Source organism: Brevibacterium yomogidense (assembly GCF_016107685.1).
Classification (GTDB): Bacteria; Actinomycetota; Actinomycetes; order Actinomycetales; family Brevibacteriaceae; genus Brevibacterium; species Brevibacterium yomogidense.
In genome coordinates this window covers 25,183-40,315 of the sequence record NZ_JABASY010000005.1, presented here as the reverse complement: position 1 = coordinate 40,315, position 15,133 = coordinate 25,183, and the positions used below count along the sequence as shown (strand labels likewise).

Sequence of the window (15,133 nt, the reverse complement as noted above, 5' to 3'; positions counted from 1 at the left end):
CAGCACGCCCCCTGCTGCGGGGCGGAGAGGACCAGTACATGGACGGCGATTCCGCGTCCCGGAAGATCCGGATCGGGCACGCTGAGCGCGAGGACGTCATCGAGAAGCTGCGCGTCGCCGCCGGCGAAGGTCGGCTCTCCGTCGACGAACTCACGGAACGCATCGAGAAGGCGTCCGCCGCGAAGACCTTCGCGGACCTCGATCCGCTCGTGGAGGACCTCCCCGTCGTCCCGCCCTCGGCGGCGCTGGGAGGCCAGACGGCGCCGCTCGGAGGGCCCGCGGGCGCGGTGGCGCGGACCGCCTCGGGCGCGGTGATCCCGACCGGGAACGCACCGGGCTGGAACATCGCCGACCCGCTGATCGTCCGCGCCGGCTGGGAGGACGACCGCCGCCGAGGCCGCTGGCAGGTCCCGCCCTTCATCCGCGTCGAATCGACCGGGGCGACGGTCGAACTCAGCTTCCTCGAGGTCGACCGGGCACCCGACCACATCCACATCGACCTCGCCGGGACGATGGGGGCCTGCCTCCTCGTCGTCCCCGACGGCTGGGGCGCCGACATCAACGCCGTCACCGGCGGCTGGGGCACGAAGAGGACTGCCGTCGACCAGATCCCCCGCCCCGGCCTCCCCCTCATCACCGTGCGAGGGTCACTGGGCATGAGCAGTCTCACCGTCCGCTACGCCAACTGGTTCGACAGGCGCCGACTGGAGAAGAGGATCTGAACCATGGTCGCCGAACCCTCCACCCTCGGAATCGTCATCATCACCGCCGCCTTCTTCATCACCGTCGTGGGCGCCGGGCTGCTGATCCTCCGGACGATCCGCAACCCGGACGCCGCGATCGGCGCACGCACGCGCAAGCGGTGGGAAGAACGCGAAGACGCCAGGCGCCTCGAGCAGGAGCGCCGTAGGCTGGAGGAGGAACGCAGGCTCGACGACGAGCAGCGACCGGACAGCGACCAGCGGTTCGACGAAGAGCCCGGGAGCGACGAAGGGAAGGACGGGACCGATGAGTGACAGGACCTACAGGATCGCGGTCATCCCCGGCGACGGGATCGGCACGGAAGTCATGCCGGAAGGAGTGCGCGCCCTCCACGCGACGGCGGACGCCTACGGCTTCGAGCTCGACCTCGTCGAACTCGACTGGGCGAGCGCGGACTATTGGAAGGCGCACGGCACGATGATGCCGGACGACTGGGCGAGCAGACTGGACAGCGTCGACGCGATCTTCTTCGGCGCTGTGGGCTGGCCCGACGTCGTACCGGACCACGTGAGCCTGTGGGGCTCCATCCTCCAGTTCCGGCGCGTGTTCGACCAGTACGTGAACCTGCGCCCCGTCAAGCTCCTCAAGGGCGTGCCCAGTCCGCTGGCCGGGCGCGAACCCGGCGAAGTCGACTTCTACGTCGTGCGGGAGAACACGGAGGGCGAGTACTCGTCCGTGGGCGGCCGCATGTTCGAAGGGACAGAGCGGGAGACCGTCATCCAGGAGACGGTCATGACCCGCACCGGCATCGACCGGGTGCTGAAGTACGCGTTCGACCTCGCGGAGCGGCGCCCCGCGAAGAAGCTCACGTCCGCGACGAAGTCCAACGGCATCGCGATCACCATGCCCTACTGGGACGAGCGCGTCGCCGCGATGTCCGAGTCGTACCCGTCGATCGACGTCGACCAGTTCCACATCGACATCCTCGCCGCGAACTTCGTCCTGCACCCCGACTGGTTCGACGTCGTGGTCGCCTCCAACCTGTTCGGCGACATCCTGTCCGACCTGGGGCCCGCGTGCGCCGGCACGATCGGCATCGCTCCCAGCGCGAACATCAACCCCGACGGCACCCACCCCTCCCTCTTCGAACCCGTCCACGGGTCCGCCCCCGACATCGCGGGGAAGGGCATCGCGAACCCCATCGGGCAGATCTGGTCCGCCGCCCTCATGCTCGACCACCTGGGCGAAGCGGAGGCGTCCGCCGCGATCGAAGCGGCGTTCGAGGCCGTCGTCGCCGCGGGAGACACCTCCGTCCTCACACCCGACATGGGAGGCGAAGGCACCACTGCCGGGCTGGGCACGGCGATCGCCGACGCGATCACCCACGGAGGGTCAGCAGGCTGAACCGCGGGTGATGGTTCAGCCTGCGGCCATCCATGAGCACGTTGCTGGTTGACTGCGCACTTTCATCGTTCAGTGCCCAGTGCACTGACCAGTACGGTGCTGAAAACGATGCGCTCAAAAACGAAAACGAGCACTGAACGTGTTCAGTGCTCTGAGGCGAAGGGGTGCACGTCGATGACCGCCCCTAGATGTCATGGGCCAGCCTCACGTGTCGGCGTCAGGGGCCAGCCTCACGTGTCGGCGTCAGGGGTCGGCGTCAGGGGTCGGCGTCAGGGGTCGGCGTCAGGGGTCGGTGTCAGGGGTCGGCTTCAGCTTCGGCGCTCAGCTCTCAGGGTTCGCCCTCCAAAGACTCAGGCAGCACAATCGACCTTGCCGGTAGGGTCAAGAGTGTCCGGTAACCGCGCGGGTGGAGCATCCGCATACCGACACCGCTGGAGCCGGCCCCCTTCCACCGGGAGCACCTCCGAGGAGCAGCCCACGTGGAGCCTCTTGCGGTTCCAGGGGAACCTGTTGCGGGTTCCAGTGGGGAAGAGGTTCAGGTTCCACAGGGACCTGGTCCGCTTCCCACGGGGGTCTGTTCCGGCGGGACGCGACGAGAGGAGTCGACCATGGGCATCGGAGACAAGGCGAAGGATCTGAGTGGCAAGGTCAAGGAAGGCATCGGCGACGCGACGAACAACCCTGACCTGCAGCGCAGCGGCGCGAAGGACCGCGCCGAGGCTGCCGTGGGCGAGGCCGCGGACAAGGCGCGCAAGCGAGTCGACGACCTCAAGGACGGCTCCGAAGGCTTCGGCCAGAAGGCCGCCGGCGCCGCCGATGGCGTGAAGGACCGCCTCCGCGACGACGACCGCTGACGGTCACGCCGCCCTCACCCAGGCCGCATCAGTCGGGAGGTTGGGCTCATCCTCGGATGAGTCCGGCCTCCCGCGCTTTGGCCACCGCGTCGGTGCGCGAGCGCGCCCCCAGCTTCTCGAACACGTGGACGAGGTGCGTCTTCACCGTCGATTCGGACACGAACAGCCGTGAGGCGATCTGCGAGTTCGACAGGCCCACCGCCACCGCTTCGACGACCTCGAGTTCCCGTGCGCTGAGGCTCACGGTGGGGGTCCGCATCCGCTTCATGAGCATCGCCGTGACGTCCGGTGACAGCGCGGTCTCCCCTGCGGCCGCCCGGCGGATCCCGTCGAGCAGCTGGTCCGGCGGAGTGTCCTTGAGGAGGTAGCCGGACGCACCGGCCTCGATCGCGGTCACCACGTCCGCATCGCTGTCGTAGTTCGTGAGGACGAGCACGTGAGGGGCCCCGGTGCCGCCAGCACGGATCCGCCGGGTCGCATCCGCGCCGTGGACGATCCCGTCGCCGCTGCCCAGCTGCAGGTCCATGAGGACGAGGTCCGCCGGCACCTGCGCGGCCAGCCGGATGATCTCCTCACCCGTCGCGGCCTCGCCCACCACCTCGATCCCGTCGTCCGTCGCGAGCAGGGCCGTGATCCCCGCCCGCACGACGGGATGGTCGTCGCACACCAGCACCCGCACCGTCATCGTCCGTCCCACTCTCCGTCCACTCCCGAATCCGACCCGCTGCGCTCAACCGTCCGTGAGCTGATCTCCCCGTCGGGTGTCTCTCCGCCCACACCATCCAGATCTTCGCCGCTGTGCTCCTCCGTCGCCGAGGTCCCGGCCACCTCGAACCCCGCACTCACCACCGTGCCCGCCCCGGGTGCGGAATCGACGGTGAGGGTGCCGCCCACGGCTGCGGCCCGCGCCCGCATGACGTCGAGCCCGAACGAGTCCGATTCGGCCGACGGCCGCACCTTCGCCGGGTCGAAGCCGCGGCCGTCGTCCGCGATGTCGACCGCGATGCCCGCGGCGCCCTCTTCACCTGCCGCACCCCCTTCGGCCGCGTCACTGTATGTGAGCGTGACGACCACGCGATCCGCGTGGGCATGGGAGACGGCGTTGCCGAGTGCGCCCTGGACGATCCGCAGCACCGTCGTCTCCACCGACCGGGGCAGGGGGCGGGCGGTGCCGTCGGTGCGGAAGGTGAGGGTGGCCTCGGCGGCGGAATCGGCTTCTCCCACCACGCGGGCGAGCGCGTCCGGCAGGGTCGCGGCGGCGAGCTTCGGGGAGGTGAGAGCGCGGATGAACGCGCGGGTCTCCGCCAGCGCGGCGCCGGCAGACGACTTCGCGAGCGCGATCTCGTGGAGACCCGGCGCGTCCGCACCCATCCGCCGCTCCGCCGCGCTCAGCAGCAGCTGGATGCTCGAGAGGCTCTGGGCGACGGTGTCGTGGAGTTCCGCGGCCATGCGGGTGCGTTCGGCGTCCACCCCGGCAGCGCGCTCGGTCTCCGCCAGCTGCGTCTGTGCGGCCAGCAGGCGTGCGACGAGCTGCTCACGCGCCCGTACCTCGCGCACGAGGGTGCTCACTCCCATGCCGATCGCCACCGCGACGCCCGCACCGACCAGCGGCCCCGTCACGCCGCCCACTGTCGCACCGCGGTGCGCGGCGAGACCCGCGATCGCCGCCAGAGCCACTGCGAACACCGCGACCGGGCCCCACCACCCCCGCAGCAGGTGGAGGCACAGGAAGAAGAGGGGGAACGCGAGGAAGGCCGCATCCGGGGCGAGGACGAGCGTGCCCAGCCAGAGGACCGCGAGGACCGCGACCCAGACCAGTCGGAGGCGGAGGACCCTTCTGCCGAGCACCGCACCGACCGCGTAGACCGCCTCGAAGGCGACGACCAGGCCGATCGCAGCACCGGGGTGGAGCGCATCGCCGGACAGCGCGCGGACGACGACGAGCGCCCCCAGCCCCACGATGAGCGCGTGCAGACCCCACTGCAGGGCCGTCGACACGGTCGAGGCCGTCAGCGACCGCTCGACGCGCAGCAGCCGGTCCTCGGGCAGGGGCTCCTTCCCGTGCAGACGACGATCCTCGTGCGCGGACTCGTCCTCACGCAGGGGCCGGCGGCCGCGCACGGGCTCACCGTCGGATGCAGTGGTCATCCCTCCACGCTACTGTGCGGCGCCGCGCAGCGGTGCGCGTTCCCGCCCGCGGGGCTGCGGATCCATCGAAAGGACGAGGCGGGGGTCGTCCTTCCGGGCTCCCAGGACCGTTCCCTCGTCCGATGTGCCGGGTGTGCTTCTCGACGAGGCTTGTAGACGCCGGGCGGAAGTCGCCCGGCAGCGGCAGCCTTCAGGCAGTGGACACCTCCACACAGAGGAAACTTCCACTCGCAGTGGAAGCCTCCACGCGCCGTCGGCCGCCGCACGCCCCGCACCTCAGACCCCTTCGGAGGCCCTCGATGTTCCTCGCCTGGCGCGACATGCTGTTCGCCCGTGGTCGCTTCGCCCTCATCACCGCCGTCGTCCTGCTCATGACCCTGCTGATCGGCCTGCTGTCCGGGCTCACCGGCGGTCTGGCGCAGCAGAACATCTCCGCGGTGCAGGCCCTCGAGGGCGATCGGACGGTCATCGCCGGCGAGACCTTCGACGAATCGGAGCTCTCGCAGTCGCAGGTCGACGCGTGGGAGGACGCCGAGGCCGTCACCGGTGTCCGTGAGGTCGGCATCCTCCGCTTCCAGATCGATCCCGCGGACGGCGACTCGTCCGGTGACGCGGCCGATGCTGACGCGGACGACGAGAGCGCGGACGAGGTCCCCACGAACGACGGCGACGCGTCGGAGGAGGACGCCGAGGCCTCGGGCTCCGGGCTGTCCGCCTCCCTGTTCGGGGGGACGGAGGACTCCCCCTCCCGCGACGGCCGCGTGCGGCTGAGCCCCAGCGCCGCCGACGACCTCGCAGTCACCGACGGCGACCACGTGACGGTGCTCGGCATCGATCTGACGGTCGAGGTGCTCGACGAGGACCGCTGGTACTCGCACACGCCCGTCGCCTACGTGACGATGGACGACTGGCGGGAGATGGAGCTGCGGCTGGGCCGCGAGGACGTCGCCGCCACCGCGCTCATGGTCGATCTCGCCGATTCCGCGGACGCAGAAGCGATCGACGGGCTGGCCGACGAGACGTCGACGACCGCGAGCGGCAGTCTCAGCTCGCTCATGGCGATCGGATCGTTCCGGTCGGAGATCGGCTCCCTCCTCATGATGGTCGGCATGCTGTTCGGCATCTCCGCGCTGGTGGTGGGCGCGTTCTTCACGGTGTGGACGATGCAGCGCACCGGCGACATCGCGGTCCTCAAGGCGCTGGGTGCCTCCACCCCCGCCCTGCTGCGGGACGCCCTGGGTCAGTCGCTCATGGTGCTCATCGCCGGTGTGGGCGGCGGGATCGCGCTCACGACCGCACTGGGCCTGGGGGTGAGCGGCGTCGTCCCGTTCGTCGTCACCTGGTACACGACGCTCCTGCCGGCAGCGCTGCTCATCGTGCTGGGACTCGCGGGTGCAGGGTTCGCGCTGCGCTCCGTCACCCGAGCAGACCCCCTCACTGCGCTCGGCTCCGCACGCTGAGAAGCTCACCGACCCGCCCACTCCGCTTCCATCCGAAAGGACCCCTCATGCTCTCCCTCACCGACATCACCCTCACGTTCCCGGACGGCGACGGTCGCGTCACCGCGGTCGACCGGGCGAACCTCGAGGTCGCCCGCGGCACCGTCGCAGGCCTCACCGGTCCGTCCGGGTCGGGGAAGTCCAGCCTCCTGGCGGTCGCTGCAACCCTCGTCCAGCCGGATTCCGGCCGGGTCGAGATCGCAGGCGTCGACGCGACGTCCGTCTCCCAGAAGGAGGCGGCACAGCTGCGCCGTGAGCGCATCGGCATCGTCTTCCAGCAGTCCAACCTGCTCCCCTCCCTCACCGCGCGCGAACAGCTGCTCGTGATGGGGGAACTGGACGGGAGCGCGAAGGACAAGGCTGCGCGCACGCGGGCCGCGGATGAACTGCTGGGGATCGTGGGACTGGGCGACCACCGCGAGTCACGTCCGGCCGCGCTGTCCGGCGGCCAGCGGCAGCGGGTGAACATCGCCCGCGCGCTCATGGGAGACCCCGCCGTCCTCATCGTCGACGAGCCCACGTCCGCACTCGACCGTGCGCGCAGTGAGGAGATCATCGGCCTCGTCGTCGACCTCACCCGCGACCTGGGGACGGCCACGCTGCTCGTCACCCACGACCTGGCGCTCATGCCTCGCTTCGACACGACTCACCAGATGCTCGACGGTGCGCTCACCCCGCTCACGGAGAGCGAGACCCCGGCAGGAGTTCCCGGCGTGCCGGTCTCCGGCTGAGGACTCTCGGGAGAGCCCGCCCACGGCAGGATGGCTCCCAAGAGCCCACCAGGACTCTCAGATCTCGGAGCCCTCCGGCTTCTCGACGATCGGGCCGCGCTTCTTCTTCTCGATCCGCACCGAGGACGGCCACTCACCGGTCGTGACGTCCGATTCCGCGGCGGCGACCTCGTCCGGGGTGCCGCCCACCACCTCGGCGTCCTCGTCAGCGGACACCGGCGCGGACTCGCGGACGTCGACGACCGCGTGGCTCTCCCGACCGAACAGGTAGAGCAGCAGTTCGACGGGGAGGCCCGACACGGTCACCGTGGTCTTGTTGGTGCGGCCCGCGCGGACGTCGTCGAAGCCCCGCGGCTTCAGGACCAGGTGAATCCCCTTGCGGAGCGCGTACGGAAGTGCGAGCGGGCGAGTGAGGGCGAGCATGTCCTTCTGCACCTGCGTCCCGAGCTCACGGACCCGCCATCCCGGCTGCGCGCGCCGCACGTCTTCGTGATGGATGAGGAACTCCGCCGTGTTCATGAGCGAGTCGACGCCGGCACCCCACGAACTGGGGTTCCATGCCGTGGGCCCCTGGGCGAGCTTGCCGACCAGTTCGATCCACGGGGTCTCCCGCAGCAGTTCGTCGACCCGCTCGTGTCGCTTGGCGAACAGCTTAAGATGCTCACCGACGAGGGCCGGCAGATCACGGTCGCGCATGACGAGGTGAATGGCGAGATCGCGGGTCTTCCACCCCTCGCACAGCGTGGGAGCATCCGGCCCCACCTTCCGCAGGAGGGATGCGAGCCTGAGTCGTTCTTCCCGTGCGAGCGATGTCATACCTCAAGCGTGCCCCAGGAGGACCCCACTGTCGAGCATGGCCACACCCCAATCGTCAACGAACAGCGCGCGGACATCGGACGCTCAGCCGGGAGCCCGCACCTCCGAGTCCCCTCCACATGCGAGCACCGCGGAGGCAGTTCCGGCACAGTGACTTGCCTACTGCAAACCAACGCCCCCTGACGCCTCACCAACAGCTTCCCTTGAGGCGTCATCAGCAGGCTTCCCCGCTGCTCCCTCGGCAGGGTCTTCCACAGTCTTCCCTGCCGCCTCCGCCCACGCTGCGAGGAAGTCCGAGGTGCGTGACAGCGACCGCATGTCCGCCAGTTCGTCGCCCCGCGTGGGGCCGTCCGTGTCGATGACCACGAGCGCCCCCTTCTTCCGGGCCGCCCGCACGAACCGCAGGCCGCTCATGACCGCGAGCGACGACCCCAGGACGACCAGTGCCTCCGCCTCGTCCACCATCGCCATTGCACGGTCGACGATGTGGCGTTCGACCGTCTCGCCGAAGAAGACCAGGTCAGGTTTCAGGAGGCCGCCGCACTGGGGGCAGTCGCGGACGTGGAACCCGCGGGTCTGCGCGAGTTCGGCGTCCCCGTCCGGCGCGACTTCGATCTCGCGCGGGTCCACGTCGATCCGGTCGAGGAATCCGGGGTTCAGCCGCGTGAGCTCGTCCTGCACCCACTGCCGGGAGAACCGCCGGGCACACGTGAGACACACGACCTGGTCCAGCCTGCCGTGCAGTTCGACGACGTCCCGCACTCCCGCCAAGCGGTCCAGCCCGTCGACGTTCTGCGTGATCGTCCCGGCGAGCCCCAGTGCGGCGAGCGCGCGGTGCGACGCGTTCGGCCGTGCCCAGTCGACGCGGTCCCACCCCACCCAGCTGCGCGCCCAGTAGCGCGACCGCTGGAGGGGTCCGGCGAGGAACGCCTGGAACGTCATCGGCGAACGGGGTGAGGCGTCGGGGCCCCGGTAGTCGGGGATGCCCGAGTCCGTGCTCATCCCTGCTCCGGCGAGCGCCACCGTCCGCGAGGCGCCGACGCTCAGCAGCCGGTCGATGATCTCCGCGTCCGTGTGGGACGGCGCGTCAGGTCTGCCCCGCCCGCGCAGCGGATCCTTGATGACTGCCATCAGCCCGCCCCTCCGTCACGGCCGAAACCACCGGCCGCGCGCTGCGCGAAGTGCGCGTGCTTCTCGGGGCTCGCGCACTTCTCGAGGTTCCCGGGGTGCTCGTCAGTGTTCACGGATCCAATCTATGACAGCTCCTGACACGACGCGCGGCTCCTCCTCGGGCAGCCAGTGCGTGGCGCCGGGGATCTCGACGAACCGGTAGTCGGCGTCGACGTGGTCGCCCGTGAGTTCGGCCGCGCCTCGGGAGAACGCGAGGTCTTCACTGCCCCACACATACAGCGTGGGGACGGTGATCCCGGTGAGTGCCGAGCTGTCCTCTCCGCCCAGCGCGCGGTAGTACTTGAGCGCCGCCTCCATCGTGCCCGGCTCCGAGAACCGGCCCACGTAGGACCGGACCCGGTCGTCGTCGATCGCGCCTTCGTACATCGCGGCAAGGCGCGCCCCGTCGTCGGCCAGCAGCCGCTCTTCCACCCCTGCGGGGTCCTGCCGGATGCGGCGCAGGTAGTGCATGCGCTCGTACTGGTCCGGGTCCTCTGCGATGCGCTGACCGTGCGCGATCGGGTGCGCTGTCGACACGGAGGTGAATGTCTGCAGTTCGTCCGGGTGCATCGCGGCGTACGACCATCCGACGATGCCGCCCCAGTCGTGGCCCACCAGGTGGAACCGGCCCAGCCCCCATTCCTCGACGAGGCCGCGCAGGTCGCTCACGAGCTTCGCGACGTCGTAGTCCGCAACGTCGTCCGGCCGCGCCCCCGGCGAGTATCCGCGCTGGTCGTAGGCGATCACGTCGATGCCCGCGTCTGCGAGCGCCCGCGCCGTCTCCTCCCAGCAGGCCGCGAACTGCGGCCATCCGTGCACCAGCACCGCCACGGGCCGGTCCTCCTCAGACGCACCCATCGCCGAGGCCGTGGTCCGTCCCGCGACACGGAACCCGTCGAAGACGAGCCCGTCCCGCTCGACGGAGAACGCCTCACCTCCCAGCCGCTGTGCGACGGACGCGTTGTCGTAGGGGTGGCCGCTCGGGGTGCTCGCCCCTTCTGTGTGATCCTCGTCTCCCATGTCTCCACCCTAGGCGGTAGCGTGGAGACATGGCCCGCATCCTTCTCATCCACCACTCCCCCACGGAATCCACTCGGAAGATCGCCGATGCGGCGCTGAGCGCCGCCCAGATCCCGGACCTCGCCGAACTGGGCGACCTGGAGCTCGTCGAGGTCGCGGCACTGCAGCCGGACATCGACCAGGTCCTCGCAGCGGACGCCTACGTCCTGGGCACCACCGCGAACTTCGGGTACATCTCCGGCGCCCTCAAGCACTTCTTCGACACCGTCTACGACCACGTGCGCGAACCGACTGCCGGCAGGCCGTTCTCCTACTGGATCCACGGCGGCTACGACACGACCGGCGCGGAGAAGGCGATGGAGGCGATCACGACCGGGCTGGGCTGGAAGCTGTCCCACGACCCCGTCGTGTGGACCGGTGCCGTCGAGGACTCCCACCTCGAGCAGGTGCAGGAGATGACGGCGACCGTCATGGCCTCGGCCCTCGACTGAGCCCCGACGCAGCTCGACTGCAGTGAGCCCTCAGCGGAGGACGACGGTGCGTCCGCCCTGCAGGATGATGCGGTGCTCCGCGTGCATCTTCACCGCATCGGTGAGTGCGGCGACCTCCGCGTCCTGCCCGTGGCGCTGCAGGTCCGCGGGGCTGTACGAGTGGTCGACGGAGGCGACGCGCTGCGTGATGATCGGCCCCTCGTCCAGGTCGCTGTTGACGTAGTGGGCTGTCGCCCCCACCATCTTCACGCCGCGCTCGAACGCCTGGTGGTAGGGCTTGGCACCCTTGAAGCTCGGCAGGAACGAGTGGTGGATGTTGATGCAGCGGCCCTCCAGCCTCTCCGTGAGCCCTTCGGACAGCACCTGCATGTAGCGCGCGAGCACGACGAGCTCCGCCCCCGTCTCCTCGACGATCTCCAGCAGGCGCGCTTCCGCCGCGGGCTTCGTGTCCGGGGTGATCGGCACGTGGTGGAACGGGACGCCGTGCCATTCGACGAGCGACCGGTGGTCCTCGTGGTTCGACACGACCGCGACGACGTCGATCGGAAGATGCCCCGACTGTGCGCGGTAGAGCAGGTCCCGCAGGCAGTGCACCCACTTCGACACCATGAGGACGACCGGCATGCGGCGCGACAGGGGCCACAGCCCCAGCGTCATCCCGAACTCAGCGGCAGCCGCGTCGAGATCGGTGCGGAGGGCGGCCTCGGCGTCGGCAGTGGTGCCGTCAGCGGCAGGGACTGTGAACGCGAAGCGTGCGAAGAAGGTGCCGTGCACTGCGTCCTCGAACGTCTTCGATTCCGTCACGTTGCACCCGTGGTCGCTCAGCACACGGCTGATGCCCGCGACGATACCGGGGCGGTCGTCGCAGTGGAGCGTGAGGACATAGGAGCCGGAGGCGGCATCAGCGGAAGTCATGGGAACATTCAAGCACCCCCGGTTGGCTCGAACGAACGGGGCTGGACTAGGATGGATCCCGGCTTCCCACGCGGCGTCATCTTGCGAACTCCCCCAGGGCCGAAAGGCAGCAAGGGTAAGTGAGCTCTGGCGGGTGCGTGGGAAGTCCTTCACGTTCCAGCGAGGAGTCGACGATGACAGTCCCGGATCACGGACTCACAGCCCGCACCACAGCCCGCACCGCAAGTCGTCGCCTGCCGGCGGAGGAGATCCCCGTGGGTGTCGAGCAGCAGCTGGGTTCGCACACCGTGACGGAGGACGAGGTCCTCGCGTTCGGCCGCGACTGGGACCCCCAGTACTTCCACATCGACGCCGAAGCCGCGACGGACTCCGATTTCGGCGGGCTCATCGCCAGTGGCATCCACACGCTCGCCGTGTTCCAGCGTCTGAGCGTCGAGGGTGCCCTCGACAGCTACGACATCGTCGCAGGCCGCCAGCTGCGGTCGGTGCGGTTCCTGCGACCGGTGCGCCCCGGGGACACCCTCACCGGCACGATGCGGGTGGAGCGAGTCGACCCACCGGTGAACGGCCGCGCGATGGGCGTGTCCACCGGCCAGCTCACGAATCAGCACGGCAAGCAGGTCCTCGACGTGTGTGTGGACTTCGTCGCACGCGCCGCGCGGTGAATACGCTCGTTCCTCTGCGTCTCCCCTAGGGCGTGTCTCCCTCGCCTCTCCCCTAGGCGACTGCCTCCCTCACCTCTCCCTGGGCGTCTGTCTCCCTCACCTCACGAGGCTCTCGCACAGCTCCCGCGCCAGGTCGCGCCACTGCGGTCGGAACGCGTAGACGCCCACCAGGCGCAGCGCCGAGGCCCGCGTGTACACCCGCAGACGGTTCTCGTCGAGCTCCATGGTGTCCGCCGCCCGGTCGATCGCGGCGAGCGCGATGTTCCGCGCCCTCAGCCCCAGCGCGCCCTGCCGGTGGCGCAGCCGCATGTGAGAGATGAGGTTGCCGAGGTCCAGTTCCGGCTCCGCGTACGCAAGTGTGTCGAAGTCCAGCAGTCCCAGTGCTCCGGTCGCGGGGTCGACGAGCATCTGCCCGTCGTGCAGGTCTCGGTGGGCGATCCCCCTGCCCGCGGTCGGCCCTCTGCCGGCCCGCTTCGAGGTGTGCCGCGCGCCTTCGCGCAGTGCGATCTCCACGTCCTCCGTCGCCGCGAGGTAGGCCCGTTTGAGGGCGCGCCCTGACCGGTCGTCGTCCCACCCCAGCGGGTCGAAGTCGAGGAGGTGGCGCGTCCACGTCGCGACGACCTCGGCTTCGCTGTCACCGTCGTGCACGCCGAGCATGCCGGCTCGCGGCCTGGCTCCCGGCCCGTCGGTCGGCACCTCGCCCGGCCCGTCGCCTGGCCCGTCGACCGGCCCGCCGTCCGGCAGCTGGTCCGGCCCCGACTGCACCGAGGGCGCCGACCGCACCAGGCGCGGCCACTGGTCCCGCCACGTCTCCCACGCCGCCCGCCATGCGCCAAGGTCCTTCTCCTGCGCGACGTCCAGGAGGGGGACCCCCGGGACGGCGGTGACGGTGAGGGAGTGCGCATCGGCGGTGACGACCTCGGGCGCGGAGAACCCGACGGCTCGGGCCAGCCGCCCGGCGATCTTCGTCGCCTCGACCACCGGGACGACCTTCGCGGACCGCACGTGCTTCACGAAGGCCGCGCCCTCGTGCGCACCGTCCGTCGCCGTGTCTCCCTGCATCCCATCGGCCGCTGCCCTACGGACCACGGCGCGACGCCCAACGCGGTGGACGAGCAGCTCACCGCACTGCAGTCCAGCAGTGCTCAGGCCGAGTCCAGCAGCACTCAGGCCGGGGAGCCGGTCGTCCGTGGCGAAGGGCAGCACGGCCACGTCGCCGTCGGCGGAGAGGGTCCCGGCCCGCAGCCGACCATCCGCATCCCGGCCTTCGAACCGCTGGGTGCCGTCGGCTGCCGGCCATGCCCGGGCAACGTCCAGCTCGCCTGCGGGGGTCACGAGCGTCGGCGGGAGCAGCGGCCGGGAGGACATCCGCCTCGCCGTTCCGCGGGCGCTGCGTCGTCCTGCTGCGCGGGGCGATCCCGCGCCGTCCACCAGGTCCTCCGCGAGTTCGATGCGCCGGGCCACCTCGTCGATGTGCCCCGGCATCAGGTCGCGGACCGGGTCGGTGCAGCGCAGCAGCACGTGGAGCGCCGTCCACCCGTACACGCCCACTGGCGACTGGCCGCTCACCTGCGCGTACGCGGTGATGAAGGGGTCGATGGTGTGGGCGCGGTCCGCGAGCAGCTCGACAGCGGCGAAGGAGCCGAGGTCGAATCCGGCCGCCCCGACGCACACGCGGTCGAGGTCGTTGAGGAGGATCCGGTCCCCCACCAGCACCTGGTCGGTGGAGAAATCGCCGTGGAGCAGAACGGGGCCCGTGTCCTCCCACGCGTCCGCGACCGCGTCGGCCACCCGGTCGAACGCGTTCCGCAGGTGCGGCGCGGCGGTGGCGACCGCGTTGCGTGCCCCCGCGAGCCGTGCGGCCGCGTCAACCGTCCGCAGGGGACCTGAGTCGCCCAGTGCCCGCTCCACGCGGGCCCGGCCAGCGCCGTGCAGGAGCGCGAGCGCCTCACCGGTCTCCGCCAGGAGCGCGGTCCGATCGCGGGCCCCGTCCATAGACACCCCGCCCACAGACGTCCCGTCCGTCAAAACCTCCGCTGCCGGTGCCCCCGCCGCCGAGGCCCCCTCGAGCAGCCGTGCGAGGTCCCCTCCGCGGACGTAGGGCAGCAGTTGGGTCCCGGGGGTCGGCACGGCGACCGGTTCGAGCACCGGCACCCCCTGCACGGCGAGGTCCGCGAGCACCCGCGCCACGGCGTCGTCGGCCTCTGCGGCCCAGCCCGCACTCACCTTCGCGATGACCTCCCCGTCCGCTGCGACGTCACCGTCGACGCGGGGGGAGTCGACGACCTGGACGATGCGCTTCCACGGGTTGTAGGCGAGCACCTGCCCTTTCGGGGTTCCGGCACGGTCGACGAGTCCGCGGACGGCGCGCAGTCTGCGTCGCAGCCGCAGGTCGGCGCCGATCGGGCCGGACAGGAGTGTGACCTCGGGGTGGCGCGGCATGGGGATGTCGATGAGGGGGATCCCGGACTTCTTCGCGCCCCGGCGCAGTTTGGAGACCTTGTCGCGGGCTTCCGGTGCGAACAGTGCGAACCAGGACGGCGGGCCGTTGTCTGTGGGGACGACGCGTGCCAGCAGCGAGTATCCGGGCTTGTAGCGCAGGTGCTCCAGCCGGGCCTCGGCCCCGAGGATCTGTGCGAGTTCTCCCCCGGTCCCGTCGGCGGACCCCGTGGCCCTCACCCATGCGAGCGGTGCGCTCATGTGATTCCCCTTCATCGT

15 protein-coding genes and 1 other RNA gene are annotated in these 15,133 nt (G+C 70.5%); 9 read left to right on the top strand and 7 right to left on the bottom strand.

Annotated elements, in window-relative coordinates:
• Positions 1-38: 38 nt before the first annotated feature.
• The 4 genes from JFC09_RS12465 to JFC09_RS16920 all read left to right on the top strand — a co-directional run bounded on the left by JFC09_RS12465 (position 39) and on the right by JFC09_RS16920 (position 2,960).
• Positions 39-722 carry a DUF1707 SHOCT-like domain-containing protein gene (locus JFC09_RS12465; protein WP_198394368.1) on the top strand — a complete coding sequence of 228 codons (684 nt, stop codon included), beginning with the start codon at positions 39-41 and terminating at the stop codon, positions 720-722.
• A 3-nt stretch (positions 723-725) separates the two neighbouring features.
• Positions 726-1,016 (top strand): hypothetical protein, encoded by a 291-nt coding sequence (locus JFC09_RS12460; RefSeq protein ID WP_198394367.1) that lies wholly within the window; start codon positions 726-728, stop codon positions 1,014-1,016.
• Positions 1,009-2,106: a tartrate dehydrogenase gene (locus JFC09_RS12455; RefSeq protein ID WP_198394366.1), complete on the top strand. Its 1,098-nt coding sequence runs from the start codon at positions 1,009-1,011 to the stop codon at positions 2,104-2,106. The genes JFC09_RS12460 and JFC09_RS12455 overlap by 8 nt, the downstream gene beginning before the upstream one ends.
• A 608-nt stretch (positions 2,107-2,714) precedes the next feature.
• Positions 2,715-2,960 (top strand): CsbD family protein, encoded by a 246-nt coding sequence (locus JFC09_RS16920; protein ID WP_198394365.1) that lies wholly within the window; start codon positions 2,715-2,717, stop codon positions 2,958-2,960.
• 46 nt (positions 2,961-3,006) lie between these two features.
• Here JFC09_RS16920 and JFC09_RS12445 read toward each other — a convergent pair whose 3' ends face one another.
• Positions 3,007-3,645 carry a response regulator gene (locus JFC09_RS12445; RefSeq protein ID WP_198394547.1) on the bottom strand — a complete coding sequence of 213 codons (639 nt, stop codon included), beginning with the start codon at positions 3,643-3,645 and terminating at the stop codon, positions 3,007-3,009.
• Entirely contained in the window at positions 3,642-5,108 is a 1,467-nt protein-coding gene (locus tag JFC09_RS12440) for a sensor histidine kinase (protein ID WP_198394364.1), read from the bottom strand. The genes JFC09_RS12445 and JFC09_RS12440 overlap by 4 nt, the downstream gene beginning before the upstream one ends.
• 299 nt (positions 5,109-5,407) lie before the next feature.
• Here JFC09_RS12440 and JFC09_RS12435 point away from each other — a divergent pair, with 299 nt between their 5' ends.
• Positions 5,408-6,568, top strand: a complete 1,161-nt coding sequence (locus JFC09_RS12435; protein WP_198394363.1) for an ABC transporter permease — start codon at positions 5,408-5,410, stop codon at positions 6,566-6,568.
• 47 nt (positions 6,569-6,615) lie between these two features.
• Positions 6,616-7,338 (top strand): ABC transporter ATP-binding protein, encoded by a 723-nt coding sequence (locus JFC09_RS12430; RefSeq protein WP_198394362.1) that lies wholly within the window; start codon positions 6,616-6,618, stop codon positions 7,336-7,338.
• A 57-nt stretch (positions 7,339-7,395) separates the two neighbouring features.
• Here JFC09_RS12430 and JFC09_RS12425 read toward each other — a convergent pair whose 3' ends face one another.
• From JFC09_RS12425 to JFC09_RS12415, 3 genes are all read right to left on the bottom strand, one after another.
• Complete coding sequence (locus JFC09_RS12425; protein ID WP_198394361.1) at positions 7,396-8,154, bottom strand: TIGR03085 family metal-binding protein; 759 nt, start codon at positions 8,152-8,154, stop codon at positions 7,396-7,398.
• 159 nt (positions 8,155-8,313) lie between these two features.
• Positions 8,314-9,285: a Sir2 family NAD-dependent protein deacetylase gene (locus JFC09_RS12420; RefSeq protein ID WP_198394360.1), complete on the bottom strand. Its 972-nt coding sequence runs from the start codon at positions 9,283-9,285 to the stop codon at positions 8,314-8,316.
• Positions 9,286-9,387: 102 nt separating this feature from the next.
• Positions 9,388-10,344, bottom strand: coding sequence for an alpha/beta fold hydrolase (locus JFC09_RS12415; protein WP_198394359.1), 957 nt, complete (start codon positions 10,342-10,344; stop codon positions 9,388-9,390).
• Positions 10,345-10,373: 29 nt separating this feature from the next.
• Between JFC09_RS12415 and JFC09_RS12410 the strand changes: the two genes are divergently transcribed.
• The gene (locus JFC09_RS12410; protein WP_198394358.1) at positions 10,374-10,835 is read left to right on the top strand and encodes a flavodoxin family protein; all 462 of its coding nucleotides are present in this window, start codon (positions 10,374-10,376) and stop codon (positions 10,833-10,835) included.
• A gap of 30 nt (positions 10,836-10,865) precedes the next feature.
• On the opposite strand, the gene purU is transcribed toward JFC09_RS12410, so the two are convergent.
• The gene (gene purU, locus JFC09_RS12405) at positions 10,866-11,750 is read right to left on the bottom strand and encodes a formyltetrahydrofolate deformylase (RefSeq protein ID WP_198394357.1); all 885 of its coding nucleotides are present in this window, start codon (positions 11,748-11,750) and stop codon (positions 10,866-10,868) included.
• Between the two features lie 57 nt (positions 11,751-11,807).
• On the opposite strand from purU, the gene ffs reads away from it, so the two are divergent.
• An RNA gene (gene ffs, locus JFC09_RS12400) (signal recognition particle sRNA small type) lies at positions 11,808-11,903 on the top strand.
• 20 nt (positions 11,904-11,923) lie between these two features.
• Positions 11,924-12,415: a MaoC/PaaZ C-terminal domain-containing protein gene (locus JFC09_RS12395; protein ID WP_198394356.1), complete on the top strand. Its 492-nt coding sequence runs from the start codon at positions 11,924-11,926 to the stop codon at positions 12,413-12,415.
• 96 nt (positions 12,416-12,511) lie between these two features.
• Here the strand turns inward: JFC09_RS12395 and JFC09_RS12390 are convergent, their stop codons facing one another.
• Positions 12,512-15,115, bottom strand: coding sequence for a phosphotransferase (locus tag JFC09_RS12390; RefSeq protein ID WP_198394355.1), 2,604 nt, complete (start codon positions 15,113-15,115; stop codon positions 12,512-12,514).
• Positions 15,116-15,133 lie beyond the last annotated feature (18 nt).

Excerpts from the sequence above, each read along its gene's own strand:
- JFC09_RS12465 (WP_198394368.1), top strand. The coding sequence starts at position 39 with ATGGACGGCGATTCCGCGTCCCGGAAGATCCGGATCGGGCACGCTGAG.
- JFC09_RS12460 (WP_198394367.1), top strand. The coding sequence starts at position 726 with ATGGTCGCCGAACCCTCCACCCTCGGAATCGTCATCATCACCGCCGCC.
- JFC09_RS12455 (WP_198394366.1), top strand. The coding sequence starts at position 1,009 with ATGAGTGACAGGACCTACAGGATCGCGGTCATCCCCGGCGACGGGATC.
- JFC09_RS16920 (WP_198394365.1), top strand. The coding sequence starts at position 2,715 with ATGGGCATCGGAGACAAGGCGAAGGATCTGAGTGGCAAGGTCAAGGAA.
- JFC09_RS12445 (WP_198394547.1), bottom strand. The coding sequence starts at position 3,645 with ATGACGGTGCGGGTGCTGGTGTGCGACGACCATCCCGTCGTGCGGGCG.
- JFC09_RS12440 (WP_198394364.1), bottom strand. The coding sequence starts at position 5,108 with ATGACCACTGCATCCGACGGTGAGCCCGTGCGCGGCCGCCGGCCCCTG.
- JFC09_RS12435 (WP_198394363.1), top strand. The coding sequence starts at position 5,408 with ATGTTCCTCGCCTGGCGCGACATGCTGTTCGCCCGTGGTCGCTTCGCC.
- JFC09_RS12430 (WP_198394362.1), top strand. The coding sequence starts at position 6,616 with ATGCTCTCCCTCACCGACATCACCCTCACGTTCCCGGACGGCGACGGT.
- JFC09_RS12425 (WP_198394361.1), bottom strand. The coding sequence starts at position 8,154 with ATGACATCGCTCGCACGGGAAGAACGACTCAGGCTCGCATCCCTCCTG.
- JFC09_RS12420 (WP_198394360.1), bottom strand. The coding sequence starts at position 9,285 with ATGGCAGTCATCAAGGATCCGCTGCGCGGGCGGGGCAGACCTGACGCG.
- JFC09_RS12415 (WP_198394359.1), bottom strand. The coding sequence starts at position 10,344 with ATGGGAGACGAGGATCACACAGAAGGGGCGAGCACCCCGAGCGGCCAC.
- JFC09_RS12410 (WP_198394358.1), top strand. The coding sequence starts at position 10,374 with ATGGCCCGCATCCTTCTCATCCACCACTCCCCCACGGAATCCACTCGG.
- purU (WP_198394357.1), bottom strand. The coding sequence starts at position 11,750 with ATGACTTCCGCTGATGCCGCCTCCGGCTCCTATGTCCTCACGCTCCAC.
- JFC09_RS12395 (WP_198394356.1), top strand. The coding sequence starts at position 11,924 with ATGACAGTCCCGGATCACGGACTCACAGCCCGCACCACAGCCCGCACC.
- JFC09_RS12390 (WP_198394355.1), bottom strand. The coding sequence starts at position 15,115 with ATGAGCGCACCGCTCGCATGGGTGAGGGCCACGGGGTCCGCCGACGGG.